The sequence below is a fragment of the Shewanella sp. BJSY2023SW005 genome, from assembly GCF_047314585.1.
In the GTDB taxonomy this organism is placed as follows: Bacteria; Pseudomonadota; Gammaproteobacteria; order Enterobacterales; family Shewanellaceae; genus Shewanella; species Shewanella algae.
In genome coordinates this window covers 77,769-103,170 of the sequence record NZ_JBKORJ010000015.1, presented here as the reverse complement: position 1 = coordinate 103,170, position 25,402 = coordinate 77,769, and the positions used below count along the sequence as shown (strand labels likewise).

30 protein-coding genes are annotated in these 25,402 nt (G+C 52.6%); 21 read left to right on the top strand and 9 right to left on the bottom strand.

All coding sequences use genetic code 11. The features are described 5' to 3' along the window. Nucleotides 1-11 precede the first annotated feature (11 nt). The 8 genes from tgt to ACMHXI_RS02865 all read left to right on the top strand — a co-directional run bounded on the left by tgt (nucleotide 12) and on the right by ACMHXI_RS02865 (nucleotide 6,796). Nucleotides 12-1,136 carry a tRNA guanosine(34) transglycosylase Tgt gene (tgt, locus tag ACMHXI_RS02900; protein WP_028781041.1) on the top strand — a complete coding sequence of 375 codons (1,125 nt, stop codon included), beginning with the start codon at nucleotides 12-14 and terminating at the stop codon, nucleotides 1,134-1,136. A 28-nt stretch (nucleotides 1,137-1,164) separates the two neighbouring features. Continuing rightward, nucleotides 1,165-1,497, top strand: coding sequence for a preprotein translocase subunit YajC (yajC, locus tag ACMHXI_RS02895; RefSeq protein WP_025011473.1), 333 nt, complete (start codon nucleotides 1,165-1,167; stop codon nucleotides 1,495-1,497). A 17-nt stretch (nucleotides 1,498-1,514) separates the two neighbouring features. Continuing rightward, complete coding sequence (secD, locus tag ACMHXI_RS02890; protein ID WP_071239192.1) at nucleotides 1,515-3,365, top strand: protein translocase subunit SecD; 1,851 nt, start codon at nucleotides 1,515-1,517, stop codon at nucleotides 3,363-3,365. 11 nt (nucleotides 3,366-3,376) lie between these two features. Then, on the top strand, nucleotides 3,377-4,324 hold the full coding sequence (secF, locus tag ACMHXI_RS02885) for a protein translocase subunit SecF (protein WP_028781039.1): 948 nt from the start codon (nucleotides 3,377-3,379) through the stop codon (nucleotides 4,322-4,324). A 249-nt stretch (nucleotides 4,325-4,573) separates the two neighbouring features. Beyond that, the gene (locus ACMHXI_RS02880; RefSeq protein WP_025889448.1) at nucleotides 4,574-4,891 is read left to right on the top strand and encodes a putative signal transducing protein; all 318 of its coding nucleotides are present in this window, start codon (nucleotides 4,574-4,576) and stop codon (nucleotides 4,889-4,891) included. Between the two features lie 30 nt (nucleotides 4,892-4,921). Next, nucleotides 4,922-5,260 carry a rhodanese-like domain-containing protein gene (locus ACMHXI_RS02875; RefSeq protein ID WP_413733952.1) on the top strand — a complete coding sequence of 113 codons (339 nt, stop codon included), beginning with the start codon at nucleotides 4,922-4,924 and terminating at the stop codon, nucleotides 5,258-5,260. Nucleotides 5,261-5,280: 20 nt separating this feature from the next. Then, nucleotides 5,281-6,192 carry a bifunctional precorrin-2 dehydrogenase/sirohydrochlorin ferrochelatase gene (locus ACMHXI_RS02870; RefSeq protein WP_208138889.1) on the top strand — a complete coding sequence of 304 codons (912 nt, stop codon included), beginning with the start codon at nucleotides 5,281-5,283 and terminating at the stop codon, nucleotides 6,190-6,192. A gap of 55 nt (nucleotides 6,193-6,247) precedes the next feature. Next, nucleotides 6,248-6,796 carry a YaeQ family protein gene (locus ACMHXI_RS02865; RefSeq protein WP_025889452.1) on the top strand — a complete coding sequence of 183 codons (549 nt, stop codon included), beginning with the start codon at nucleotides 6,248-6,250 and terminating at the stop codon, nucleotides 6,794-6,796. Between the two features lie 82 nt (nucleotides 6,797-6,878). Here ACMHXI_RS02865 and ACMHXI_RS02860 read toward each other — a convergent pair whose 3' ends face one another. From ACMHXI_RS02860 to ACMHXI_RS02850, 3 genes are all read right to left on the bottom strand, one after another. Next, the gene (locus ACMHXI_RS02860) at nucleotides 6,879-8,321 is read right to left on the bottom strand and encodes a carbon starvation protein A (protein ID WP_044734796.1); all 1,443 of its coding nucleotides are present in this window, start codon (nucleotides 8,319-8,321) and stop codon (nucleotides 6,879-6,881) included. 134 nt (nucleotides 8,322-8,455) lie between these two features. Continuing rightward, on the bottom strand, nucleotides 8,456-9,166 hold the full coding sequence (btsR, locus tag ACMHXI_RS02855) for a two-component system response regulator BtsR (protein WP_413733949.1): 711 nt from the start codon (nucleotides 9,164-9,166) through the stop codon (nucleotides 8,456-8,458). Continuing rightward, nucleotides 9,163-10,839: a sensor histidine kinase gene (locus ACMHXI_RS02850; RefSeq protein ID WP_044734795.1), complete on the bottom strand. Its 1,677-nt coding sequence runs from the start codon at nucleotides 10,837-10,839 to the stop codon at nucleotides 9,163-9,165. The genes btsR and ACMHXI_RS02850 overlap by 4 nt, the downstream gene beginning before the upstream one ends. Nucleotides 10,840-10,960: 121 nt before the next feature. On the opposite strand from ACMHXI_RS02850, the gene ACMHXI_RS02845 reads away from it, so the two are divergent. After that, on the top strand, nucleotides 10,961-11,203 hold the full coding sequence (locus ACMHXI_RS02845) for a YecH family metal-binding protein (RefSeq protein ID WP_025011482.1): 243 nt from the start codon (nucleotides 10,961-10,963) through the stop codon (nucleotides 11,201-11,203). Here the strand turns inward: ACMHXI_RS02845 and ACMHXI_RS02840 are convergent. From ACMHXI_RS02840 to suhB, 6 genes are all read right to left on the bottom strand, one after another. After that, on the bottom strand, nucleotides 11,197-11,547 hold the full coding sequence (locus tag ACMHXI_RS02840; protein WP_025011483.1) for a hypothetical protein: 351 nt from the start codon (nucleotides 11,545-11,547) through the stop codon (nucleotides 11,197-11,199). The genes ACMHXI_RS02845 and ACMHXI_RS02840 overlap by 7 nt on opposite strands. Continuing rightward, a complete protein-coding gene (locus tag ACMHXI_RS02835) occupies nucleotides 11,534-12,202 on the bottom strand; it encodes an AAA family ATPase (protein WP_025011484.1) in 669 nt (222 codons plus the stop codon). The genes ACMHXI_RS02840 and ACMHXI_RS02835 overlap by 14 nt, the downstream gene beginning before the upstream one ends. 72 nt (nucleotides 12,203-12,274) lie before the next feature. After that, entirely contained in the window at nucleotides 12,275-12,577 is a 303-nt protein-coding gene (locus ACMHXI_RS02830) for a PilZ domain-containing protein (RefSeq protein ID WP_054745529.1), read from the bottom strand. A gap of 277 nt (nucleotides 12,578-12,854) precedes the next feature. Continuing rightward, nucleotides 12,855-13,259, bottom strand: coding sequence for a phosphate-starvation-inducible protein PsiE (locus ACMHXI_RS02825; RefSeq protein WP_028781034.1), 405 nt, complete (start codon nucleotides 13,257-13,259; stop codon nucleotides 12,855-12,857). An 85-nt stretch (nucleotides 13,260-13,344) separates the two neighbouring features. Further along, nucleotides 13,345-14,511 (bottom strand): NnrS family protein, encoded by a 1,167-nt coding sequence (locus ACMHXI_RS02820; protein ID WP_186297281.1) that lies wholly within the window; start codon nucleotides 14,509-14,511, stop codon nucleotides 13,345-13,347. 351 nt (nucleotides 14,512-14,862) lie between these two features. Continuing rightward, entirely contained in the window at nucleotides 14,863-15,663 is an 801-nt protein-coding gene (gene suhB / locus ACMHXI_RS02815; protein WP_025011487.1) for an inositol-1-monophosphatase, read from the bottom strand. 151 nt (nucleotides 15,664-15,814) lie between these two features. On the opposite strand from suhB, the gene trmJ reads away from it, so the two are divergent. From trmJ to ndk, 12 genes are all read left to right on the top strand, one after another. Continuing rightward, a complete protein-coding gene (gene trmJ / locus ACMHXI_RS02810; protein WP_025889458.1) occupies nucleotides 15,815-16,543 on the top strand; it encodes a tRNA (cytosine(32)/uridine(32)-2'-O)-methyltransferase TrmJ in 729 nt (242 codons plus the stop codon). 14 nt (nucleotides 16,544-16,557) lie between these two features. Next, nucleotides 16,558-17,379, top strand: a complete 822-nt coding sequence (cysE, locus tag ACMHXI_RS02805; protein WP_025011488.1) for a serine O-acetyltransferase — start codon at nucleotides 16,558-16,560, stop codon at nucleotides 17,377-17,379. Between the two features lie 198 nt (nucleotides 17,380-17,577). Beyond that, a complete protein-coding gene (iscR, locus tag ACMHXI_RS02800) occupies nucleotides 17,578-18,039 on the top strand; it encodes a Fe-S cluster assembly transcriptional regulator IscR (RefSeq protein WP_025011489.1) in 462 nt (153 codons plus the stop codon). An 81-nt stretch (nucleotides 18,040-18,120) separates the two neighbouring features. Beyond that, nucleotides 18,121-19,335: an IscS subfamily cysteine desulfurase gene (locus tag ACMHXI_RS02795; RefSeq protein ID WP_096142292.1), complete on the top strand. Its 1,215-nt coding sequence runs from the start codon at nucleotides 18,121-18,123 to the stop codon at nucleotides 19,333-19,335. A gap of 32 nt (nucleotides 19,336-19,367) precedes the next feature. Further along, a complete protein-coding gene (iscU, locus tag ACMHXI_RS02790) occupies nucleotides 19,368-19,751 on the top strand; it encodes a Fe-S cluster assembly scaffold IscU (RefSeq protein WP_025011491.1) in 384 nt (127 codons plus the stop codon). A 14-nt stretch (nucleotides 19,752-19,765) separates the two neighbouring features. Continuing rightward, nucleotides 19,766-20,089 (top strand): iron-sulfur cluster assembly protein IscA, encoded by a 324-nt coding sequence (gene iscA, locus ACMHXI_RS02785; RefSeq protein WP_025011492.1) that lies wholly within the window; start codon nucleotides 19,766-19,768, stop codon nucleotides 20,087-20,089. A 23-nt stretch (nucleotides 20,090-20,112) separates the two neighbouring features. Beyond that, on the top strand, nucleotides 20,113-20,637 hold the full coding sequence (gene hscB / locus ACMHXI_RS02780; protein WP_025011493.1) for a co-chaperone HscB: 525 nt from the start codon (nucleotides 20,113-20,115) through the stop codon (nucleotides 20,635-20,637). A gap of 83 nt (nucleotides 20,638-20,720) precedes the next feature. Continuing rightward, nucleotides 20,721-22,583, top strand: coding sequence for a Fe-S protein assembly chaperone HscA (gene hscA / locus ACMHXI_RS02775; protein ID WP_413733943.1), 1,863 nt, complete (start codon nucleotides 20,721-20,723; stop codon nucleotides 22,581-22,583). 8 nt (nucleotides 22,584-22,591) lie between these two features. Further along, a complete protein-coding gene (gene fdx / locus ACMHXI_RS02770) occupies nucleotides 22,592-22,927 on the top strand; it encodes an ISC system 2Fe-2S type ferredoxin (RefSeq protein WP_025011494.1) in 336 nt (111 codons plus the stop codon). 132 nt (nucleotides 22,928-23,059) lie between these two features. Next, nucleotides 23,060-23,959, top strand: coding sequence for a 30S ribosomal protein S6--L-glutamate ligase (gene rimK, locus ACMHXI_RS02765; RefSeq protein ID WP_025011495.1), 900 nt, complete (start codon nucleotides 23,060-23,062; stop codon nucleotides 23,957-23,959). An 81-nt stretch (nucleotides 23,960-24,040) separates the two neighbouring features. Further along, entirely contained in the window at nucleotides 24,041-24,238 is a 198-nt protein-coding gene (iscX, locus tag ACMHXI_RS02760; protein WP_025011496.1) for a Fe-S cluster assembly protein IscX, read from the top strand. Between the two features lie 394 nt (nucleotides 24,239-24,632). Next, a complete protein-coding gene (gene ndk, locus ACMHXI_RS02755) occupies nucleotides 24,633-25,064 on the top strand; it encodes a nucleoside-diphosphate kinase (RefSeq protein ID WP_025011497.1) in 432 nt (143 codons plus the stop codon). Nucleotides 25,065-25,402: the final 338 nt, after the last annotated feature.

Below are 25,402 nucleotides of genomic sequence, written 5' to 3'. Positions count from 1 at the left end.
CGAGGTAAATCATGAAATTTGAATTGGATACAACTGATGGCCGCGCACGCCGGGGCCGATTGATTTTTGACCGTGGCACAGTCGAAACCCCGGCTTTTATGCCGGTTGGAACTTACGGCACTGTGAAGGGGATGACTCCGGAAGAAGTGCGCGCCACCGGAGCCGATATTCTGCTGGGGAACACTTTCCACCTCTGGCTGCGCCCAGGTGAAGAGATCATGCGTAAGCATGGTGACCTGCACGATTTCATGAACTGGCAGCGGCCGATTCTTACCGACTCGGGTGGTTTCCAGGTTTTCAGTCTCGGTGATATCCGCAAGATCACCGAAGAAGGGGTGCATTTCCGCTCGCCCATTAACGGCGAAAAGATTTTCATGGATGCCGAGAAGTCGATGCAGATCCAATATTCGCTCGGCTCGGATGTGGTGATGATTTTCGATGAGTGCACGCCGTATCCGGCCACTCATGACGAAGCCCGCAAGTCGATGCAGATGTCACTGCGCTGGGCAAAACGTTCACGGGATGAGTTCGACCGCCTGGAAAACCCCAACTCACTGTTCGGGATTATTCAGGGCAGTGTCTATGAAGATCTGCGTGATGAAAGCCTCAAGGGCTTGTTGGAAATAGGTTTTGACGGCTATGCCGTCGGCGGCTTGGCTGTAGGGGAACCCAAGGCGGACATGCACAGAGTACTGGAGCATGTTTGTCCGCAGATCCCAACAGACAAGCCCCGTTATTTGATGGGGGTAGGCAAACCGGAGGATCTGGTTGAAGGCGTACGTCGCGGTATCGACATGTTTGACTGTGTGATGCCAACCCGTAATGCCCGCAACGGCCACCTGTTTGTCACAGAAGGTGTTATCAAGATCCGCAACGCGCGGCATCGTGACGACACATCACCGCTGGATCCGGAATGTGACTGCTACACCTGTAAGAACTACTCACGGGCGTATCTGTACCATCTGGACCGCTGTAATGAAATTCTCGGGGCCCGTCTCAATACCATACATAACCTGCGTTACTACCAAAGGTTAATGGAAGGTTTGCGCGGCGCCATTGAGACAGGTACATTAGACGCCTTTGTGAAGGACTTCTATGGTCGTCAAGGCCGTGAAGTACCTGAATTGGTGGATTGATTTTATTTGCTGATAAGAAGAGAAAAATATGTTTATTTCAAATGCTTACGCTAGTGCGGCCGGTGCTCCTCAGTCTGGCGGTACCATGGAATTGGTGTTCATGCTGGTGATCTTCGGTCTGATCTTCTATTTCATGATCTTCCGTCCTCAGTCCAAGCGTGTTAAAGAGCACAAAAATCTGATGGCGTCCCTGGGTAAGGGCGACGAAGTCCTGACCAGCGGTGGCATCATAGGCAAAATTGCCAAGATCAGCGACGAGAATGATTATGTTCTGCTGAGCCTGAACGACAGCACCCAGATCACCATCAAAAAAGATTATATCGCGGCGGTATTGCCAAAAGGCTCTATCCAGTCGCTATAAGCCAAGGGGGCTGAGGCGTGTTAAATAAGTATCCTTTATGGAAGAACCTGATGGTGGTGATTATCATCGCCATCGGGGCTTTCTATGCCGTACCTAACCTCTTTGGTGAGGATCACGCGGTACAAGTGGTGGGCACCCGCGGTGCGGATGTGACTGTCACTACCCAGACACAGATTAACGACTTGCTGCAAAGCAAGGGGATAGGTGTCAAGCGTTCCGAGTTGGAAAACGGTCAGTTACTCGTCAGAGTCAACAATGCCGAACAGCAGTTGTTGGCCAAAGAAGCGATAGCCGAAGCCTTGGGTGACAAGTTCAGCGTGGCGTTGAACCTGGCACCGGCGACACCGGCTTGGCTTGAGTCTCTCGGTGGTTCACCGATGAAACTGGGTCTTGACCTTCGTGGTGGCGTGCACTTCCTGATGGAAGTGGACATGGGCGAAGCCATCCGCAAGATGGAAGAAGCCAAGATCGCCGATTTCCGCAGTCAGCTGCGGGAAGAGGGGATCCGCTACTCGGGTGTCAAGGCTACGGCCAAAGGTATTGAGATCAAGTTCCGCGATGCCGAGAACCTGGCCAAGGCCGAGAGTTTCCTCAAAAGTCGCTCCAACGATATGGTATTCAGCGATGCCAGCGAGGGCAGCAACTTTGCCCTGATGGCCACCATGAGCGAAGTCTACCTCAAGCAGGTGAAAGAAGACGCTCTGTCGCAGAACATCACCACTATTCGTAACCGGGTGAACGAACTTGGGGTTGCTGAACCCGTAGTACAACGTCAAGGCGCCGAGCGCATTATCGTTGAACTGCCTGGGGTACAGGATACGGCTCGCGCCAAAGAGATCCTCGGGGCGACCGCTTCCATTGAATTCCATATGGTCGACGAGAAAGCCGACATGAACGCGGCGCAATCGGGACGGGTACCACCCGGTTCCGAGGTGTATCCTCGTCGTGAAGGCGGTATTGCCGTATTGAAGAAAGAGGTGATGCTGACCGGTGATCATATTACCGGCGCTCAGCCAAGCTTCGACCAATACAGCCGGCCTCAGGTGAGTATCAGCCTGGACGCCAAGGGCGGCAGTATCTTCTCCAACGTGACCAAGGACAACATCGGCAAACCGATGGCGACCCTGTTCATCGAGTATAAGGACAGCGGCAAGCGTAACCCTGACGGCAGCGTGAAGATGGATAAGATAGAGGAAGTGATCTCTGTCGCAACCATTCAGGCTCGCCTCGGCCGTAACTTTGTTATCACGGGTCTATCTCATGGTGAAGCCCAGAACCTGGCGCTGCTGCTGCGTGCCGGCGCGCTGATTGCACCTGTATCCATAGTGGAAGAACGCACCATAGGCCCAAGCCTGGGTGCCGAAAACATTGAAAATGGGATGCAGGCGATGCTCTGGGGTATGGCAGTGGTATTGATCTTCATGCTGATCTACTACCGCGCCTTTGGTGTTATTGCCAACCTGGCGCTGTGTGCCAACCTGATCATGGTTGTTGGTGTGATGTCGATGATCCCGGGCGCAGTGCTGACTCTGCCGGGTATCGCCGGTATGGTGCTGACCGTGGGTATGGCGGTGGATGGCAACGTGCTTATCTATGAGCGTATCCGTGAGGAGCTTCGCGCAGGTCGCAGTGTTCAGCAGGCTATTCATGAAGGTTATGGCAACGCGTTCTCCACCATTGCCGATGCCAACATTACCACCTTCATCACCGCACTTATCCTGTTTGCAGTGGGCAGCGGCGCCATCAAAGGCTTCGCCGTGACCCTGATGATAGGTATCGCGACATCCATGTTTACCGCTATTGTCGGCACCCGGGCGATTGTAAACGCCATGTGGGGCGGCAAGCGCGTGAAGAAACTGTCGATCTGAGGAAGCTGATTATGTTGCAGATTTTATCATTTAAAGGCTCTATCAACTTCCTGCGTCACGCTCTGCCCATCAGTATTATGTCGGCAGTGCTGGTAGTGGCTTCCCTGGCTTCCCTGGCAACCAAGGGGATCAACTGGGGACTGGATTTCACCGGTGGCACCTCTGTCATCATGGAATTCAGTAAACCCGCTAACCTGGACGAGCTGCGTCTTGCCTTGGACACTGAGCTGACCTCGGGCGCCGTGGTACAGAACTTCGGTTCCAGCCGCGATGTGGTAGTGCGCCTGCAGGTGCGAGAAGGCATCAAGAGCGACCTTCAGGTCAAGGAAGTCTTCGCCGCTGCAGCCAAACAAGACCCGGCTGTGCAGCAAAAGAGCGTAGAGTTTGTTGGCCCTCAGGTCGGTAAGGAATTGGCAGAGCAGGGCGGCCTGGCGGTACTGGTTGCGCTTATCTGTATTCTTATCTACGTCTCTTTCCGGTTCGAGTGGCGTCTGGCCATGGGCTCGGTTGCCGCGCTGGCGCACGACGTGATAGTGACACTGGGCTTGTTCTCCTTCCTGCAGTTGGAGTTTGACCTGACGGTACTGGCAGGCTTGCTGACCGTGGTGGGTTACTCGCTCAACGATACTATCGTAGTGTTTGACCGTATCCGTGAGAACTTCCTCAAGATGCGTAAGGCAACACCTGTGGAAGTGGTGAATACCTCAATCACCCAGACCATGAGCCGTACCATTATCACCACCGGAACCACGCTTATTACTGTGGTTGCGCTGTTCCTCAAGGGCGGCACTCTGATCCACGGCTTTGCCACGGCATTGCTGATGGGGATTTTGGTGGGTACTTACTCCTCCATCTATGTGGCGAGCTTCCTGGCAATTAAGCTTGGGATCAATCGTGAGCATATGATGCCGGTGGAAGTAGAGAAAGAAGGCGCCGATCAGCCCTCGCTGATGCCCTGATAAACCCAAGTTGAAAAAGCCACCTGCGGGTGGCTTTTTTGTGTCTGGATAGCTGGAAACGATTTTGAAGTCAGGCTCCCCAATCAGTTTTTGGTGTAGATTTGCGGTTTTGTTATCAAAAAGTAAATTCACTTAATTCTGTCACTCGACAGTCCAGGCGTTTATCAGTAGCATGGGCAGCGGCTCCTTCCACAGGATCCATTCCTTAATTTCTCTGCTGCGGCAGAGCCTAAAGTTGTAGGAAGAAACATGGAAGAACGAAAAGTCATGGTAGCCGGTGGTAATCTGCTGCAGGCTCATACCTGGAAGGGAATGCTTGAGACCTCAGGATTGAGGGTCGAACTGCGTGGTGAAGCTCTGCTGGGCGGTGTGGGAGAGTTGCCGGTTGATATGCAAACCGTTGAACTTTGGGTCCCGGAATCTCAGCGGGAGCAGGCTCAATCGCAGTTGGCCAGTCTCAATGCCGATAGACCCCAGTGGCAGTGTCTGCAATGTCATGAATTCAACGACGCCAGTTTTGAGCTCTGTTGGCAGTGCAGCGCCGAACGCAGCGAGTGCCATAATTAAGTTATCGCTGGCACAGCCGGAGAGTGGCAAATGACAAACAGCCTTGATTTTATGGCCTTGGTCGAACAGGCAAGAGGCCAGGTTCGTGAGCTGAGCATTGAAGAGTATCAGCAGGACGACGGTTGGCAACTCATCGATGTACGTGAAGATCGTGAGTGGCTCAAAGATCGTCTGCCGCTGGCCAAACACTTGTCCCGAGGCATACTGGAGCGTGATATTGCCAAGCGATTTCCCGACAAGTCGGCCGTACTGTTACTCTATAGTGCCGGTGGGCAACGCGCCTTATTGGCAGCACTGAGCCTGCAACAGCTGGGATACCGAAATGTGGCCTCGCTTGCCGGTGGTTATCGAGCCTGGTGCGCCCACTAACTGCCTTTGGTACAGGATTAATGCAATATTTTCCCCTTTTTGTTGATACATCGCGGATAAGAGTGCTGCTGGTCGGTGCCGGTGAAGTGGCCAGCCGCAAACTGGATCTCTTGGCCAGAACCGAAGCCGAAATTCACGTTGTGGCGCCCAAGGTGAGCGCCGAGGTGGAAGCCTATGCGGCCAGTGGCCGAATTTGGCTGTCGCGCCGGGGCGTGGAGGAGCGGGATCTTGCCGAGCGGGAGCTGGTTTATCTGGCTACAGCCGACAGTCATCTGAACCAAACACTGGCGTCCAAGGCGCGCGAGCTTGGTGTATGGGTCAATGTGGTCGATACCCCATCCGAGTGTGATTTTATCACCCCCTCAATCGTCGATAGAGGGCGACTGGTAATGGCTATCAGCACAGCAGGCGCCGCGCCTGTTTTTGCAAGAGACTTGCGAGCCAAACTTGAAACTCTGCTGCCACCAAGCCTTAGCCCTTTGCTGGATTTTATTGCCGAGCACAGAGAGGAAGTGCAGCAGCGCCTGCCTTCGGTGGATGCCAGGCGGCGCTTCTGGGAGCATTTCTTTAAGCTCAATGGTGACAGGTTTGACGCCAGCACCCGGGAGAATTTCGAGTTGAGCTTTGCCTCAGGTGAAGCCCAAGGGGAGTTACTGCTGTTGGCAGATGACTGTCATCTGCAGTTGTTGCCGCTGGCCGCGATGCCTATGCTGCAGCGGATAGACAGCCTGATAACAGATGCTGCCCCTACGGCTGAGTTGCTGGAGCTTATCCGCCGGGACGCGTCACGCACTGCGCCTATGGCAGACAGTGGCCTGTTGGCATCCTATCAAGCCGGTATGCGGATGTTGCGTCTGGCCGACGCAAACGAAGTCGCCAGGCTCAAGGCGGCGTTTCCGTTCGCCAAACATTTGCGCCCCGGCGCTATTTAACCCCTTTATTTCCTTATTGAGGCAGCATCAGCCTCTTTATCACAGAGAAGTTATCATGGCCTTGAAGGCGAGTATTTTTAAAGTTCAGCTCAGTATTGCTGACATGGACAGGCATTATTATCAGGATCATCAGCTGACCATTGCTCAGCATCCGTCGGAAACCGACGAGCGTATGATGGTGCGCTTGCTGGCTTTTGCGCTCAACGCCACTGACAGTTTGGCCTTCAGCAAGGGCTTGTGTGTCGATGATGAGCCTGAACTTTGGGATCGCGAGCTAAACGGTGATATTCGTTTGTGGGTCGAGTTTGGCCAGAGCGATGAAAAATGGCTGCGCAAGGCCAGCGGCCGCGCCGATGAAGTGCAGCTGTTTACCTATGGTGGCCGCAGCGTGCCTGTATGGTGGCAACAGAATCAGCATGCCTTTAACCGTTATGCCAACCTCAAGGTTTGGGAGATACCCGAAGAGCAGGTGAAGGAGATGGCGCAATTGGTCAGCCGCTCAATGAAACTGGGCTGCAATATCAGCGACGGGATTATTTACCTGAGCAGCGACAGTGCCAGTGTGATGGTGGAGCCTAAGGTGTTGAAGCCCTTGGCGCTGTGATTGTTTCGGTTGCTGCGAGTTGTTTTAAATAACAAGAGCCGCCTCAAAAGGGCGGCTCTTGGGTTATGCAGGTTTCCTGAGCTTAACCCTCTTCAGGGATCACCTCATCGACCTCGTTACGGCCTTTGGTCTTTATTATCACCAGGGCGGTTACCAGCAGGGTCACCACTATGCCGCTGATGGTGGATACTGTCATTGGCAGACCGGCACCCAGGGTACTGGAGTTGAGTAGGAAGCTTATCACTACCGTGGTCATAAACATTGCCGGAATGGTACAGATCCAGTGCAGCTTGTTGTGGCGCAACAGGTAGGCCGAGGCTGTCCACAGCATCATTACCGCTGTTGCCTGGTTGGCGACCCCGAAGTAGCGCCAAATTACACCGAAGTCCACCTGGGTCAGTATGGCCCCTATGACGAACAGCGGAATTGCCAGCATCAATCGCTTGGGCATCTCTGTCTGAGGCATATTGAAGTACTCAGACAAGATCAGCCTGGCGGAGCGGAAGGCAGTATCGCCGGAAGTGATAGGCAGAATGATGACTCCAAGCACCGCCATAAAACCACCGACAGCACCGAGAAGACCGGTTGAAGCACCGTAAACCACGTTGGCAGGGTTGCCGTCCATACCGGCTTTAAGCCCTTCGACGCCGTCGAAGAAAGACAGGGCCACGGCACACCAGATAAGGGCAATGATACCTTCGCCTATCATGGCACCGTAGAACACGAAGCGGCCATTGGATTCATTTTCAACGCAGCGGGCCATCAAGGGAGACTGGGTTGCATGGAAACCTGAAACGGCACCACAGGCGATGGTGATGAAGAGCGCTGGCCACAGCGGGGCATTGTCCGGATTCAGGTTCTGCAGGAAGTCACCGGCTTCAAAGCCCGGCAGCAGAGTATGCTCACTGGACAGCACTATGGCTATGGTCAAACCGACAGACATGAACAGCAGCAAGGCGCCGAAGAAGGGATAAAGGCGACCGATAATTTTGTCTACCGGCACTATGGTGGCAATCAGGTAGTAAACAAAGATGATGCCGACAAACAGGCCGACGCTGCCGCCGGTGAGTTTACCGAGCAAGCCGGCCGGAGCTGAGATAAACACCACACCCACCAACAACAGCAGTATGATGGCGAAGATGTTCATAAAATTCTTGGCACCTTTGCCAAGGTATTTACCCGCCAGGTTAGGCACTGACTGACCGCCGTTACGTACCGACAGCATGCCGGAGAAGTAGTCATGCACGGCACCGGCAAAGATACAGCCGATAACAATCCACAACATGGCCGCCGGGCCGTAAAGGGCCCCCAGAATAGGGCCGAAAATAGGGCCCACACCGGCTATGTTCAGCAGTTGGATAAGGTAGACTTTGCCCTTGGACATGGGCACATAGTCGACACCATCTGTTTGGGCGTAGGCGGGTGTTTGTCTTTTATTGTTAATCCCGAATATTTTTTCTACAAAAGTACCGTAGATGAAGTAGCCGCCGATCAACAGACCGACACACAGCAAAAACCACATCATAGTTGTTATCTCCCCGATTTGAGTTGACGCAATTGTAAACACTTTGGTTACAAGGCCCAGCGGGAACTGGGTCAGCGGTCAAAAGTCGGGGGTGAGCGGTTATCTAGGGCGCCGAGCGGTTGTTAGCTTGTGCTTTACTGGTAACCAAACAGCTGTTTCAGCGGCTTGAGAAAGCGTCTCGATACCGGGATCTTGGCGCCGCTGCGGGTGGTGACCTCGGCGCCTGTTTCCAGCAGTTCTATCTCGGCAATGGCAGTGGGCGCCACCAGATACTGGCGATGGCATCTGAGCAGCGGGGTTTTTTCTTCCAGTAGCTTCAGTGTCAACTGGGTATGAACCTTCTCCCTGGCGGTCGCCACATGCACCCCACCGAGATCGCTGAAGACAAACTCCACCTCGGTGACAGGGACCACCTTGAGACGGTTGCCGCTGAAGCAGGGCAGGTGTTGCAGTTGTTGTGGCGCTATGGCCGACAGCGACTGAGGCCTGAGATCCCGGCGAAGCTTATCCAGGGTCTGGCTGAGGCGCTTCTCATCCAGGGGTTTGAGCAGATAGTCGAAGGCATGGTTATCGAAGGCCTTGACGGCAAATTCATCGTAGGCGGTAACAAACACTACTCTGGGCATAATGTCGGGATCCAGCATGGCGATAAGCTCCATGCCGCTGATCCTTGGCATTTGAATATCCAGGAACAGCAATTGAGGCTTGAGCTTGGCTATCGCTTGCATGGCCTCTATGGCGTTGCCACATTGGCCGAGAATTTCAATGTCGCCGGCCTGAAGCAGCAGCTCTGCCAACTCTTCTCGGGCAAAAGGTTCGTCATCGACAATAAGACAAGTGATCACAGGGCTGTTTCCGTTATGGGTAAATGTATGCTGACTCTAGTGTAACTGTCGCGCCGGCATTCGACACTGACACCGTAATCTGTGCCGAAGAGATTCTGTATTCTTTTGTGCACCAGGTTCATCCCCAGGCCGTCAGATTCTTCGGCGGGTTGATAGAGCCCTGCATTATCCGTGACTTCCAGTATGAGTCTGTCATCGGTGCGGCGGCCTTCTACCTGAATACGGCCAGTGTCTATCAGATGCGAAGTGCCGTGTTTGACCGCGTTTTCTATGATGGGTTGCAGGGTAAAGGCCGGCACTCTGATCGCCAGTAGAGATTCGGGAATGGCAATATCTACCTCAAGCTTGTCAATGAAACGGGCTTTTTCTATGGTGAGATAGGCTTCGATATGCTCAAGCTCATCTCCCAGGGTCACCAGGCCGGCAGTACGCTTGAGGTTAATCCGTAAAAACTGACTCAGCTGTTGCAGCAAGGTTCTGGCCATGGGCGGATCGCGACGAATGATAGCCCCTATGGTATTGAGCGCGTTGAACAGGAAATGCGGGTTGACCTGAGCTTGCAACAGTTTGAGCTCGGCCTGGGTCAGCAGGTTTTGCTGCTGCTCGAAACGGCCGTAGAGAATCTGATTCGACAGCAGGCGGGCGATACCTTCCCCCAGAGTACGGTTGATATTGAGAAACAGCTTGTTCTTGGGTTCATACAGTTTAATGGTCCCTATGACCTCGTTGTCGCTGCGAAGCGGGATCACCAAACTGGAGCCTAATTTACAACCGGGGGAGATGGAGCAGGCATAGGGAACCTCTACTCCGTCGGCAAACATCACCTTATTCTGCTGTATGGCATCCAGGGTTATTTGGGACGATATCAGAGTGCCGGGCAAGTGGTGATCGGCTCCTATGCCGATAAAGGCCAAGAGTTTTTCCCTGTCTGTGATGGCCACGGCGCCGACACTGGTTTCCTCTATGACTATCTTGGCAACCTGGGTGCTGGTTTCCTCGTTGAAGCCGGAGCTCAAGAGGCCCACACTGCGCTCGGCGATTTTCAGCGCCTTGGTAGAGAAACTGGACGAGAGTTTATCGAACATGGTTTTTTGGTCCCGCACCATGCTCATAAACAGGGCTGCGCCTATGGAGTTGACCAGCAACATGGGCGGGGCTATTTGACGCACCAAATCCCAGGCTTCATCAAAAGGCTCTGCCAGTAGCAGGATAATGCTCATCTGCATCATCTCGGCATAAAAGGTGATAAGACACACCAGAATGGGATTGAATACCAACTCGGCCTTGCCCTGACGGCGCAGATAATAGCTGATCATCCCGGCGGATAAACCTTCCAGGGTGGTGGAAACCGCGCAGGCCAGATCGGTAAAACCACCCAAGCTATACCTGTGTAAACCTCCTGTCAGGCCGACCAGCAAACCTGTTGTCGGGCCGCCGAGCAGGCCACCGAGTACGGCGCCCATGGCGCGGGTATTTGCGATGGCACCATGGGTCTGCTCACCAAAGTAAGTGGCCATGATGCAAAAGCCGGAAAATACCAGATAGAGAAAGATCTTATGGGGCAGCCGGGTCGATGCCTCGGTAAACAGCTTGAACAAAGGGGTCTTGCTGACCAGATAAACAATCACCAAATACAGGCTCATCTGTTGTGTCAGCAATAGAATAAGGGACATGAAAACTCCTCTTGCGCAAGCAAACCGCCGCCATAATGACAAACAAGTTGCGCAAAATCAGGGAATGCTGCAGCAAAATCCGTTAAAAATCGGCAGCGACTCATTATTTTGTGGAGGATACATGAATTCTTCGGTACATGGCCATCAGGTGCTGCAGTTGTTGCTGGAACAAACCGCTCCCATTCAGAGGAACAATCTCAAGGCACTGATGCAGGAGCGTTTCGGTAAAGACGCCCGTTATCATACCTGCAGCGCAGAGGGAATGGATGCCGACGCCTTGCTCAACTTCCTGGCCGCCAAGGGCAAATTTATCGAATCACCTCAGGGGCTGCGCACCCTTGAGAGCAAAATTTGCCGTCACTGAGTTTCGCCTGCCTCATCTCGGGCGATCATTTCGGCCTGGGCTTTATCGCTCAGGTTATGAAAGTCGCGAATGAAGATCCGCAGTAGCCTGGATTTGGCAATACCTGTCTTACGGGCGATGCTGTCCAGCTGGCTGATGCTGGCTTCGGTCAAGGTAAAAGTGGCATGGCGATAGAGACGGGTGGATTTTTTATCCAGACCCGTTTGGGATTTGGCGGCCGCTATCCCGGTTAAGCGGCTGGGTTTCCCATGGGCATAGTTGTTGGCATCTTCGATAAAATCCTCGACAGAGACCTTCTTTGCCTTGGGTTTGATCTTTTGGCGTTTGAGATCAGTTAAGCTCATAAGAGTTTTCCGGCGGAATGGCTAACAGCTCGTCGGCGATATTGCGAATTTCCTCGGCGGCTTTTCCATCGGGCTCAATTTCGATGACGGAGGAGCCTTTTTCTTCGCTGTCATCATAAATGTTACGGCTAAAGGTCACTGAATCCAGCACCCTGAGACCGAATGAGTTGACCACATCCTTGGCTTCAAGAATGCGTTTGAACTGTGAGGGCAGGGCCGGGCATTGGGTCAGTACAATTGTCGCCACCATCTTGGGGTTGACCATCTTACAGGTGCTGAGCATATCTTCCATATGCGGCAAGGTTTTCAAATCGCGCCGCTTGGGCCTCAAGGGGATTACCACATAACTGGCAACCGACATGGCGGCGCGCATTGCCAGGTTGTCCTGACCGCCACAGTCGACTATCACATAGTCGAAACGTTCATCGAGACTCAGGAGATCGTTGCGGATCTTGCCGTAGAGCTGAATACAGTTGATGGCCGGCAGGGAAGGGTCATTGTTACGGGCCTGGATCCAGTCGGATGTGGTGCGCTGTGGGTCACAGTCGACCATCAGTACATTGGCCTGATATTTCTGGGTAATGTGTACAGCCAAATTCTGGGCCAGGCAGCTCTTGCCACTACCACCTTTCTCCCCACCTACGAGCAGTATCATGAATTTTCTCCCCGTGTCCTCGGTACTTATGTTGAATTAAAGTATAGAACACCCCGGATACTGCGTCGGAGTCTAGATAAGTTGCATAGCGATGTGAAAACTCTTTGGGTGACTCTCGCTGCAACGGCACACCTGTCCTTTTACAGTGTTTTGGGCATCGGTTCCGGCATGGAAGGTCACGGATACCAGTTCTCCCAAGGCAAAAGGCTGACTGTATTCAAACAAAATTCCCCGTCTGGACAGATCGATACAGACACCATCGTCATTGTGCTCATTGCCCGCTTTATCCAACCAATGAAGCCTGATCCGCTCCGCCTCCAGATCGACCCGCAGTGACCTGCGTCTTTCGATAAAGTCATCCAGATTTTCATCCATGTCGGTCCCCTTTAATTCAATGGATAGTCGGCAGTTTCCCATGCATTATCTAAGTTAGAGTCACTCGTTGCCGTGTATGCATCCAAGGCCAAGGTCGAACTACCCTGATAAACCTTTCTTGCCCTATTTGCCACCACAGCTTTTATTCTTGCTGAGTGAGTCAACTCTCATGTGCAATGGTATAAGTGTTTTAAAAATAGCATAGATTTGTCGGTAACTGCGGCCGGTTATCTCTAGCCGATAAAAAAGAACCCGGCGTTTGCCGGGCTCATCGAATTCAGTTGTCATACTCTTGATTCTTGGGGTAGGGCATCTTCAACTGCCCCCAGCGGATCACTATCACGGTTGCCGCCAGTACCAGGGTCGAGATTGAAATGGCGACTATGCGCCAATCCTCCATCGACTTCATATCCAAAATTAAGTAACGGGCCAAAGCTACAATCGCGATATAGAGTGGCATACGTACAGGCAACTTGCCGGACTCGGCATAATTGGCCACCATTGCCAACACTTCCAGATAGATAAACAGCAACAGCAGATCGGCAAGGGCCACAGCCCCCATTTTGAAGATATGCACTATCTCCTGGCCAATGGCGACGACTGTGGCAATGGCAATAACAATCAACACCAGATGTTCGACGGCTTTAAGGCTCTTAGAGCCGTATTTGCGATACAGTTCCATGAAAACTCCCTGAAATCATTTCCTAAATAGTATCAGCAAATTTTCTGCCTGCCGCGAAATCTGTGTGATAGCTTTCACAGAACCTTTAACCGGGGCGGCCATCCAGCCTCGCTCGGCAAAGGATTGGTGCGTAAAGCAAAACAAAAGTGGCAAATGCCATCAGCCAGCAGATAATCGCGCCCATCAGCAAGATTTGGCTTACCTGGGGCACAATAGCTGCCGTAACCCGCAATATTGCAGCCAGTAATATCAAGCTAAAGGCGGGTATCATGGGCCAGGCAATCTGCAGCGGTCTGCCGGAATGCCCCAAAGATACCCTCGCCATCATAGCCAGGATCATTCCGCCCATACCGCCAACGGTCAGGGCATGAAACCCCAACATCATCTGGCCACTGACACCGATAATCAACAGTCCGAGCGGAATAAACAAATAACTTAAATGCAGTGACCACAGCAGTGGTACCTTGAGACTGGCGCGCCAGCCCCAACGCGCCCAGCGCAGTAGCAATGAGACACCTGCCAGCAAGGCCAATGCTTGTGTTAGCCAAGGGTAGGGTAAAAATAGACTGATAAGCATCAGGGGTAAGGAGGCGAAGCTGAGCGCTTCGAGTAAAGGGTTTGGCGCCTTGCGGTTAAAGTCGGTGGCGCGCTCGGTAAAGAAGGGGATCACCCTGCCACCCAGCAGGGCCACCAGGAGAACGACCAGCAGCGCCGCGGCTTGCAGTGCTTTTTGTGCCAATCCGGGCTGTTCAAGGCCGAGATAAGAGAGGAGGTTGGCACCGAAGAGCAATAGCAGCAGAGGCACAAACACCAGGTTGCGCCACTGTTTGACCCGAATAACGGCTAAACCGAGTAGTAGCGCCGTGACTGGGAAGAAGGCCAAATCCAGCAGCATGACCAAAGTAAAAGGGGCTATGCCGGCATCGAGCAAGAGTAGTCTGGGAGCCAGCCATAGACACCAGAGCAGCAGCAATGGCCAGCCTCTTATACCTGGAACCCCTGTCCAGTTTTGAACTGCTGTTAACAAAAAGCCCGCGATAACAGCGCCTGTGAAACCGAACAGCATTTCGTGACCATGCCACCACAGAGGGTTGGCGTGGGGCGTCAGTGGTACTTGACCACTGAGTAACGCTCCCCAAAGTAAGAGTGATAACAAGCCGAACAGGCTGGCGCCGAGAAAAAAAGGTCTGAAGCCCAAACGGAAGAGCGCCAGCGGAAACTGCTTGTTGGCCGGTTCATCGATGTTGAGGATGCCGCCCCGGGTGTTGCGAGTGCCGGATTTGCTCATAGTCTTGCCTTAAATACCCAAACAAAGTACTCGGGCATTTTAAGGTGCAATATAAATACATGTAAATATATCCAAAGAGTTATCTGTATGAGAGACTGAGGGACGATCCCCATCCTTGGTTATTCCGGCTTGGCTCGGCCAGAGCCTTATTGATTTAATCCTGTTTGATTCAATCTGATTTACTCGAACGGATTGAAGTCCGCTCTATCTTCTTGGCGTTCAGGCGTAAAAAAACCGCCATGAGGCGGTTTTTACCAACAGACTTCAGCACTTAGCAGCCTATTGCAATGTTTGCTTAAGCACTTGTCTGATAACTTACTTCAGAGCATCGCTCAACAGGGGACGGAAGCGTTTGACCAGCAGGCTGGTGGCTTTAGGCGCACCGGCAACGATATTGCCAGAGAGCAAATAGTTGTGACCACCACTGAAGTCGGTAACTGTACCACCGGCTTCACGAACAATCAGATCGCCGGCAGCGATATCCCAAGGCTTGAGGCCCAGTTCGAAGAAGGCGTCTACACGACCGGCGGCCACATAGGCCAGATCCAGCGCAGCTGAGCCGGCGCGGCGCAAGTCGGCACACAGAGAGAAAGTCTCGCCAAACAGCTTCATATAAGTTTCAGTATGCTGACGGGCCTTGAAAGGGAAGCCAGTGGCAACCAGACTACCGCCCAGATCGCTGACATTGTTTACACGGATACGGAAATCATTCAGCTTGGCCCCTTTACCACGGACGGCGCTGAACAGTTCATCGCGAACAGGATCATAAACAACGGCAACTTCAGTCTTGCCTTTGTACTGCATGGCGATGGAAACGGCGAAGTGAGGTACACCATTAACAAAGTTATTGGTGCCGTCCAGAGGATCAACAATCCACAGATAATCTTGGTTGGTGCCGCGGTTTTCGCCATTTTCCTCACCCACTATGCTGTGGTCAGGATAGGACTTGCGGATCTGATAGATAATTGCTGCTTCTGCTTCCTTGTCTACACTGGTCACAAAATCGTTGACACCTTTGGCATCGACTTCAATACGGTCGAGTTCGGTGTAGGCACGCATAATAGTTTGGCCCGCAGCGCGAGCAGCGCGCACGGCAATAGTCAGCATCGGATGCATTGCAATCCCCTGGATGTTAAAGAACGGACAAAAATTCGGCGCAGATTATACCCTAGTTGTCAGTTATATCAAATGGCGATTTTTCTATAAGCAAAAAAATGTGCCTGTGGTACCATCCGCCTCCTGATTTTTTTATTTTTGAAGTTGTTCCATGCTCTCCAATATTCGTGTCGTCCTGGTAGGTACCACGCATCCCGGAAATATAGGTTCTGTGGCCAGGGCCATGAAAACAATGGGATTATCCAACCTTTATCTGGCGGAGCCCAAAGTTGAGCCAGATGGCCAGTCCATTGCGCTTGCCGCCGGTGCCTCCGATATTCTCAAACATCTGGTCAAGGTCGATAGCCTGGAAGAGGCGATTAAAGACTGCAGCTTGGTGATTGCCACCAGTGCCCGCAGCCGCACTCTCGACTGGCCCGTGCTCGAACCCCGTGAAGCGGGCAGTAAATTGGCGCTTGAGAGCAGTCAGGGCCCGGTTGCCATTGTCTTTGGCCGTGAAAGCCATGGTCTGAGCAACGAAGAGTTGCAGAAATGCCACTATCATGTGTGTATCCCCGCCAACCCGGAATACAGCTCACTCAACCTGGCTCAGGCGGTGCAGCTTATCTGTTATGAAACCCGGGTGGCCTGGCTGGAGAAGCATCAACAAGCCGAGCAGGAGCTGGTTGAGTATCCCAGCAGTGAAGATCATGAGCGTTTCTTTGAACATCTGGAACGGACACTGCAAAAAACCGGCTTTATTATCAAGAATCATCCGGGACAGGTAATGATCAAGCTGCGGCGCCTGTTCACCCGTGCCAGAATCGAAACGCAGGAGATGAACATACTGCGCGGGATCCTGACATCGGTAGAGAAAAAGGTCGACAGCAAAGAAGAGTAATCCGAGGAATCAAGATGGGTGTGATAGCCAGACTGAAAGAGGACATAGGGTCCATTTACCATAGGGATCCTGCGGCGCGCGGTGCGCTGGAAATATTGCTCAATTACCCGGGTATGCAGGCCATTTGGCTGCACCGTATCAGTCATAAGCTGTGGAAGGCCAATTGGTGTTTTCTGGCGCGCTGTTTGTCCACCTTTTCCCGTTGGCTTACCGGGGTGGAAATACACCCGGGCGCAACCATAGGTCGGCGCTTCTTCATCGACCACGGCATGGGAGTTGTTATAGGGGAAACCGCCGAGATTGGCGATGATTGTACCCTTTATCACGGAGTGACCTTGGGAGGCACCACCTGGCAAGCCGGTAAACGTCATCCAACCCTTGGCAATAACGTGGTCATAGGAGCGGGGGCCAAGGTGCTGGGCCCCATTACCATGCATGATGGTGCCCGGGTTGGTTCCAACTCTGTGGTGGTCAAAGACGTGCCCAAGGACACTACTGTTGTGGGTATTCCTGGCCGGGCTGTCACAGTGGCGTCGGCTCAGTCCAAGGAAACCAGCGAGCGTCGCAGCGCCATGGCCAAGAAATATGGTTTTGACGCCTACGCCGTGTCACCCGACAACCCCGACCCTGTTGCCAATGCCATAGGCCAGATGCTGGACCATATGCATCTGATGGACTCCAAAGTACAGGAAGTCTGTCAGGCGGTTCAGAAAATGGGCGGCAGTGTTTGCACCGAGCGTCTGCCTGAGTTGGATGTGGGCGAGTTCAGCGAGGCCGAAACCGCTGCGGCGGAAAAGCGCCAGCAGGCAATGGATGAGTTTGATCCCATAATCTGATACTTAATGGCTATTTTGTGGGCTTTTGCCATTGAATAATCGCGGCGAAAAAGGTTAAATACCCCACCAAGCAGACAGGGTATTCAACCTGATTTATGAACCACTAATACCCGAGTAAACAAGTAGGATTTATACTTGACTAAATTGCTCGGGTATGTTGAAATTCCCACATACCTGTTTGGGAGCCGTGGTCGTTTTATGAAACTTACATCTAAGGGTCGCTACGCAGTGACAGCCATGCTGGACGTGGCCATACATTCGGCTCAGGGGCCGGTACCGCTGGCAGATATTTCCGAGCGCCAGGGGATTTCCCTTTCTTACCTAGAACAACTCTTTGCCAAACTTAGAAAACAAGGCTTGGTCGCCAGTGTGCGCGGTCCCGGTGGTGGTTACCGCCTCGGACTGGAAGCCAATGATATCTCGGTGGGCATGGTGGTACATGCGGTAGATGAATCTGTCGATGCCACCCGTTGTCAGGGACAGGGGAATTGCCAGAGTGGCACCCGCTGTCTGACGCATTCGCTCTGGGGTGACCTGAGCAAACAGATTTCTGACTTTTTAAATGGCATCAGCCTTGCTGCACTGATGCAGAAACGGGATGTACAGTTCATCTCGGTAAAGCAAGATAAGATGCAGCAGGAGCAGAGAGTCAGCGCTTGAGCTGATCCTCTGGTGGATATAAAAACGAATAATGTACGTTGTATGTAGCCTCGGCCGAGACTGCGAAGTACGGAGTGTGTAATGAAGCTTCCTATCTATTTGGATTATGCCGCAACAACGCCTGTAGACCCCCGGGTTGCAGACAAAATGGTACAGTACATGACAATGGACGGTGTATTCGGTAACCCCGCATCCCGTTCACACCGCTACGGCTGGCAGGCCGAAGAAGCAGTGGATATTGCCCGCAACCAGGTCGCGGAGCTGATCAATGCCGATCCCCGTGAAATCGTGTTCACCTCCGGCGCCACTGAATCTGACAACCTGGCTATCAAAGGTGTTGCCCACTTCTACCAGAAGAAGGGTAAGCACATCATCACCAGCAAGACAGAGCATAAGGCCGTACTGGATACCTGCCGTCAGCTGGAACGTGAAGGTTTCGAGGTCACTTACCTGGAACCTGCGGCCAACGGTATTATTCCCATGGAGCGCCTGGAAGCGGCCATGCGCGACGACACTATTCTTGTCAGCATCATGCATGTCAACAACGAGATTGGCGTGATCCACGATATTGATGCCATCGGCGAACTGTGCCGTAGCAAAGGCATCATCTTCCATGTGGATGCTGCCCAGAGTGCCGGTAAACTGCCTATCGATATCCAAAAGACCAAAGTAGACCTCATGTCTATCTCGGGTCACAAGATGTATGGCCCTAAAGGCATAGGTGCCCTGTATGTGCGCCGTAAGCCTCGTATTCGTCTGGAAGCCCAGATGCACGGTGGTGGTCATGAGCGTGGTATGCGCAGCGGCACCCTGGCGACTCACCAAATTGTAGGTATGGGCGAAGCGGCAGCCATTGCCAAAGCCGATATGGAAAAAGATAACGAACGTATTCGCTATCTGCGCGACAAGCTGTGGAACGGTATCAAAGATATCGAAGAAACCTATCTCAATGGCGATATGGAGCAACGTGCCTGCGGCAGCTTGAACGTCAGCTTTAACTATGTGGAAGGCGAGTCGCTGATGATGGCGCTCAAGGACTTGGCCGTATCTTCCGGCTCGGCCTGTACTTCTGCCAGTCTGGAGCCCAGCTATGTGCTGCGTGCCCTGGGGCTGAACGACGAGATGGCGCACAGCTCAATTCGTTTCTCCATCGGTCGTTTCACTTCCGAGGAAGATATCGACTATGCAATCGAAACCATTAAAAACTCTATTGGCAAACTGAGAGAAATGTCACCACTTTGGGAAATGTTCAAAGATGGTGTGGACCTCAACCAGGTGCAGTGGGCACACCACTGATCCCCGCGGATAGATGAATTTGGAGCAGTATCATGGCTTACAGTGAAAAAGTGATAGATCATTACGAGAACCCGCGTAACGTAGGTTCTTTCGACAAGAACGACCCATCCGTAGTGACCGGCATGGTGGGTGCGCCTGCCTGTGGTGACGTGATGAAATTGCAGCTCAAGATTGACGACCAGGGCATCATTGAAGACGCTCGCTTCAAGACTTATGGCTGTGGCAGCGCCATCGCATCAAGCTCTTTGGTGACCGAATGGGTTAAAGGCAAGTCCATCGAGGAAGCGGCTGCCATCAAGAACACGGATATTGCAGAAGAGCTGGCTCTGCCACCTGTGAAGATCCACTGTTCTATTCTGGCCGAAGACGCCATCAAGGCGGCTCTGGAAGAGTACAAGTCCAAGCAAGCTAAATAACGCCAGGAGTTAAGATGGCTATTACTATGACGCCTGCCGCCGCCGAGCGTGTCCGTGCCTTTCTGAGCAACAGAGGAAAAGGCATAGGTTTGCGCTTGGGGCTCAAGACTTCAGGCTGCAGCGGGATGGCTTACGTTCTGGAATTTGTCGACGAACTCAATGAAGATGATGAGGTTTACAACATAGATGGTGTCAACATCATCATAGATGCCAAGAGCTTCATCTATCTTCAGGGGATCGAGCTGGACTTTGTCAAGGAAGGACTCAACGAAGGCTTTAAATTCAATAACCCTAACGCCAAAGGTGAGTGTGGTTGCGGTGAGAGCTTCACGGTTTGAGTTTCACCGCTGCCTGAGAGTATATGAATTATTTCGAGCTGTTTGATTTAACTCCCTCCTTTGATGTGGACACCGCCGAGCTGGCCAGTCGCTATCGCGATCTGCAGCGGGCGGTGCATCCCGACAAGTTTGCCAACGCCAGTGAACAGCAAAAACTGCTGGCCATTTCCCGCACTGCCCAGATAAACGACGCCTTTCAGACCCTGAAAGATCCTATCCGTCGGGCCGAACATATGTTGGCGCTCAAAGGTGTGGATATCAGTCACGAGACCACCACGGTTAAAGACACCGCCTTTTTGATGCAGCAGATGGAATGGCGTGAAGCGCTGGAAGAGATAGGCCAGAGCGGCGATGCCCAGAGCGATATCGATGAGCTCGATGTTTCATTTGCGGCTTACCGTAAGCAGGTGACAGAGCTGCTGCGTAACCAACTTCACAGTTCCAAAGAGGCTGACGCAATAGCCGCGGCAGATCAAGTCCGCAAGTTGAAGTTTATGGCAAAATTGCAGGATGAACTGCAGCGGGCCCAGGATGCGCTGTTCGACTGACGTCGCCTTCGGCCTTCAAGCATATTCCTACGGTTGGCTCAATTTTTGATTGGGCCAACTTTTTAAACACAAGATGGAAGACTATGGCACTTTTGCAGATTGCTGAACCCGGCCAAATGGCCGCTCCTCACCAACACAGATTGGCCGCAGGGATAGACTTGGGTACTACCAACTCCCTGGTTGCTGCGGTTCGCAGCGGCGAGGCGAGCACGCTGGCCGACGAGCAAGGTCGGCATTCATTACCATCTGTGGTGCACTATGGCGAGCAGGGTGTTCGTGTGGGTCACGATGCCCTGGCCGATTCGGCCAAGGATCCTGAAAACACCATAGTGTCGGTGAAGCGTTTCATGGGCCGCTCTTTGGCCGATGTGCAAATCGGTGAGCAAGCTTTCCCTTATCAGTTTGAAGCCAGTGAAAACGGTCTGCCTCTGTTTGTGACCCGCGCCGGTAAGATGAATCCGGTTCAGGTGTCTGCAGAGGTATTGCGCCCCCTGATTGCCCGCGCCGAGTCTACCCTGGGCGGGCCTTTGGAAGGCGTGGTTATCACAGTGCCTGCTTATTTTGATGATGCCCAGCGTCAGGGAACCAAAGATGCGGCAGCTTTGCTCGGTATCAATGTCTTACGCCTGCTCAACGAGCCAACTGCGGCCGCCATCGCCTATGGCCTGGACTCGGGACAGGAAGGCGTCATTGCCGTCTATGACTTGGGCGGCGGTACCTTTGATATCTCTATTTTGCGCCTCAACCGCGGCGTGTTTGAGGTACTTGCAACCGGTGGCGATTCCCGCCTGGGTGGTGATGACTTTGATGAGCTGCTGCAAGGCTTACTGCGTGAACGCATGGCGCTGGAGTCGCTTTCAAGCCAGGAAGCGCGGCAGTTGCTGATGGAAGCCCGGCGGGTAAAAGAAGCGTTGACCGATAGCGACAGCACTATTGCTAAGCTGACACTGAAAGATGGCAGTGAGTGTGAAGCCGAGGTGAGTCGCAGTGAGTTTGACCAGTTGATAAGCACGCTGGTGAAGAAAACCATTCAGGGTTGCCGCAAGGCCCTACGTGATGCCGGAGTGGATACTGACGAGGTGCTGGAAACCGTGATGGTTGGCGGCTCCACCCGGGTGCCTCTGGTGCGGGAAATGGTCGGTGACTTCTTTGGCAAGGCGCCGCTGACGTCAATCGACCCTGATCGCGTGGTCGCTATAGGCGCTGCGGTACAGGCCGATATTCTGGTGGGTAACAAGCCTGACTCGGATCTGCTGCTGCTGGATGTGATCCCGTTGTCGCTCGGTATTGAAACCATGGGCGGTTTGGTGGAGAAGGTGATTCCGCGTAACACCACCATTCCGGTTGCCAGAGCCCAGGAATTTACCACCTTCAAAGACGGTCAGAGCGCCATGGCGTTTCATGTGGTGCAAGGTGAACGTGAACTGGTGGCCGATTGCCGCTCTCTGGCACGCTTTACCCTCAAGGGCATTCCACCATTGGCCGCTGGTGCAGCGCATATTCGGGTGACCTTCCAGGTCGATGCCGATGGTTTGCTCAGCGTCACCGCCATGGAGAAGTCGACCGGGGTGCAATCCAGCATCCAGGTTAAACCTTCCTTCGGTCTGAGTGATACTGAAATTGCCGGAATGCTCAAGGATTCGATGCAGAACGCCAAAGAGGATATTGAGCTGAGAATGCTCACCGAGCAGCGAGTGGAAGCGGCCAGGGTACTGGAATCGCTGCACTCGGCGCTGGCGAAAGATGGCGAGCTGCTCAGCCAGGAGGAGCGCGCTCTGGTTGACCGCGCCATGGCTGACTTGAGTGAAACCGCTGCCAATGGCGATGTTGATGCCATCAAGGCGGCGATAGAAGCGGTGGATGCGCAGACCCAGGAGTTTGCCGCCAGACGCATGGACAATTCGATTCGGGCCGCACTGAAGGGTCAGTCGGTCGATAACATATAGGTGAGACTATGCCACAGATAGTATTTTTGCCCCATGAAGAACTGTGTCCTGAAGGCGCCGTGGTGGAGGCAGAGGTGGGTGAATCCATTTTGGATGTCGCGCTGAAAAACGGCATCAACATAGAGCATGCCTGCGAGAAATCCTGTGCCTGTACCACCTGCCATGTGATAGTGCGTGAAGGCTTCGATGAGCTTGAACCCAGCGATGATCTGGAAGACGACATGCTGGACAAAGCTTGGGGCCTGGAGCCTGAAAGTCGTCTGTCCTGTCAGGCCAAGGTGGTTGAAGGTGATATGGTTGTTGAAATCCCTAAATACACAGTCAACATGGTCAGTGAAGGTTAAGTGCTGACATCTTTTGAAAACCGGCCCCAAGTGGCCGGTTTTTTATTGCTATGCTTGGCGTGCAGAGATTGATTTCCAACACGGCAGGCGTATGATGCGCTGTCTTTTTCACTCTTAGGGACACTGACCTGGATGCAGATTGCAATTTTGTCACAGAACAAAACCTTATATTCCACACGCCGTTTGGTGGAGGCCGCCCAGGAACGGGGTTATCAGGTGCAGGTGATCAATCCGCTGGAATGCTATATGAATATCAGTATGCAGCAGTCCAGTATTCATATCGGGGGCGTCGAGTTGCCGTCCTTCGATGCGGTGATCCCGAGAATAGGTGCCGGCATTACCTTCTACGGCACGGCTGTGGTGCGTCAGTTTGAGATGATGGCTACCTATACACTCAATAGCTCCATGGGGATCTCCCGCTCAAGGGATAAGCTGCGCTCCATGCAGTTACTGTCCCGCAAAGGCATAGGACTGCCAGTGACAGGTTTTGCCAATAAGCCCAGCGATATTCCGGATCTTATCGACATGGTCGGTGGTGCTCCCTTGGTGATTAAACTCTTGGAGGGCACTCAGGGGATAGGTGTGGTGCTGGCTGAAACCCGTAAGGCGGCCGAGAGTGTGATTGAGGCCTTTATGGGCCTCAAGGCTAACATTATGGTACAGGAATATATCAAGGAGGCCCAAGGGGCCGATATCCGCTGTTTTGTGCTCGGCGACAAGGTCATTGCCGCCATGAAACGCCAGGCTCTGCCGGGAGAGTTTCGCTCCAATCTGCATCGGGGCGGCACGGCAACCTTGGTGAAGTTGTCTCCGGAAGAGCGTTCAATCGCGGTGCGCGCCGCCAAAACCATGGGGTTGAATGTTGCCGGCGTGGATATTTTACGCTCCAACCATGGACCCGTGGTGATGGAGGTCAATTCATCACCCGGACTCGAAGGGATTGAAGCCGCTACCGGCAAAGATGTTGCCGGCGCCATCATAGAGTTTATTGCCAAGCAGAGGCGTAAGGGCAAGACACCAAGCGAAGCCTGATCTTGGTCTCAATCAAGGCTATTAAGGCTTCAACTGCGGCGCTATACTCAAAGTCAGTACTTATCTGAAGCAGGAGTAACCATGGGACTCAAGTGGATAGATTCATTAGACTTGGCTTTGGAGTTGCTGGAGGCACATCCTGATGTGGATCCAGAGCAACTGCATTTCCCTGAGCTTTACGAGTGGATATTGGCGTTGGAAGCCTTCGATGATGACCCTAAACGCTGCAGCGAGAAAATTCTCGAAGCCGTGCAGCAATGCTGGATCGAGGAAAAGTAACCCCCCTCTGGCAGAAAACTGATCCCGGTCAAATTATCACCATCACGAGTCAACTATATTAGCTTAGTTAATAAATTGTTGTGCCGGTTTCGGAGGTTTGTCATGTCACGTTTCTTCGCCTGTAGTTTTGGATTATTTGCTCCGGCCGTGCTGGCACATTCGGGGCATGGTGGTGTTGGCTTGTTTCATCATTTTCCTCAGTTTATGCCTTTGTTATTACTTTTGGTTTGTCTCTGCGGCGGTTACCTTTGGCTCAAGCGTCGGCATTGAGTCTTTGTGTACCTCCTCCCGGTAGATTTTGCCAGGCGCTTTGCGAGATAGGATTAGGATCTGGCGCATTTATTTCGTATAATCCGCGCGAAATTTAAAAACTCGCTGATTAAGGAAGCTAGTCATGGCGATCGAACGTACTTTTTCTATCATTAAGCCTGATGCGGTAGCCAAGAACCACATTGGTGCTATCTACAACCGTTTTGAAACTGCCGGCCTGAAAATTGTTGCCGCCAAAATGGTTCACTTGACCAAAGAACAAGCCGAAGGTTTCTACGCTGAGCACAGCGAGCGTCCTTTCTTTGGTGCTCTGGTTTCTTTCATGACTTCTGGTCCTATCATGGTTCAGGTTCTGGAAGGTGAAAACGCCGTTCTGGCCAACCGTGAAATCATGGGTGCGACCAATCCTGCTGAAGCTGCCCGTGGAACTCTGCGTGCTGACTTTGCTGACAGCATCGATGAGAACGCTGTTCACGGCTCTGATGCTCTGGCATCAGCCGAGCGCGAAATCGCATACTTCTTTGCTGCTGATGAGCTGTGCCCTCGCACTCGTTAATTAACAGCAAATAGACAAAAAGGAGCCGAATGGCTCCTTTTTTGTTTGATTTTTGTGTGCAGTAGAAATTCTACCTACATCACATTTTTCATCAAAAGCGTTGCATTAACAGTGGGTTGAAAAGTAAGCGTTGTAAATAAAATGTTTTGATACCTAATGATACATCTTGGCTGTAGCCGGCATTTGTTCTGTAAAAATATCATTAGTTTTTGATTGATAAGGTGCTTGAGTTTTACAAATTAAACCGTGTGTCAACAATTCGTTATCATTTAAGTGATTGATAATGTTGCTGTTATTGGTATGTTTCTCGTTTGGGGGGCTGAGTATTACATAGAATA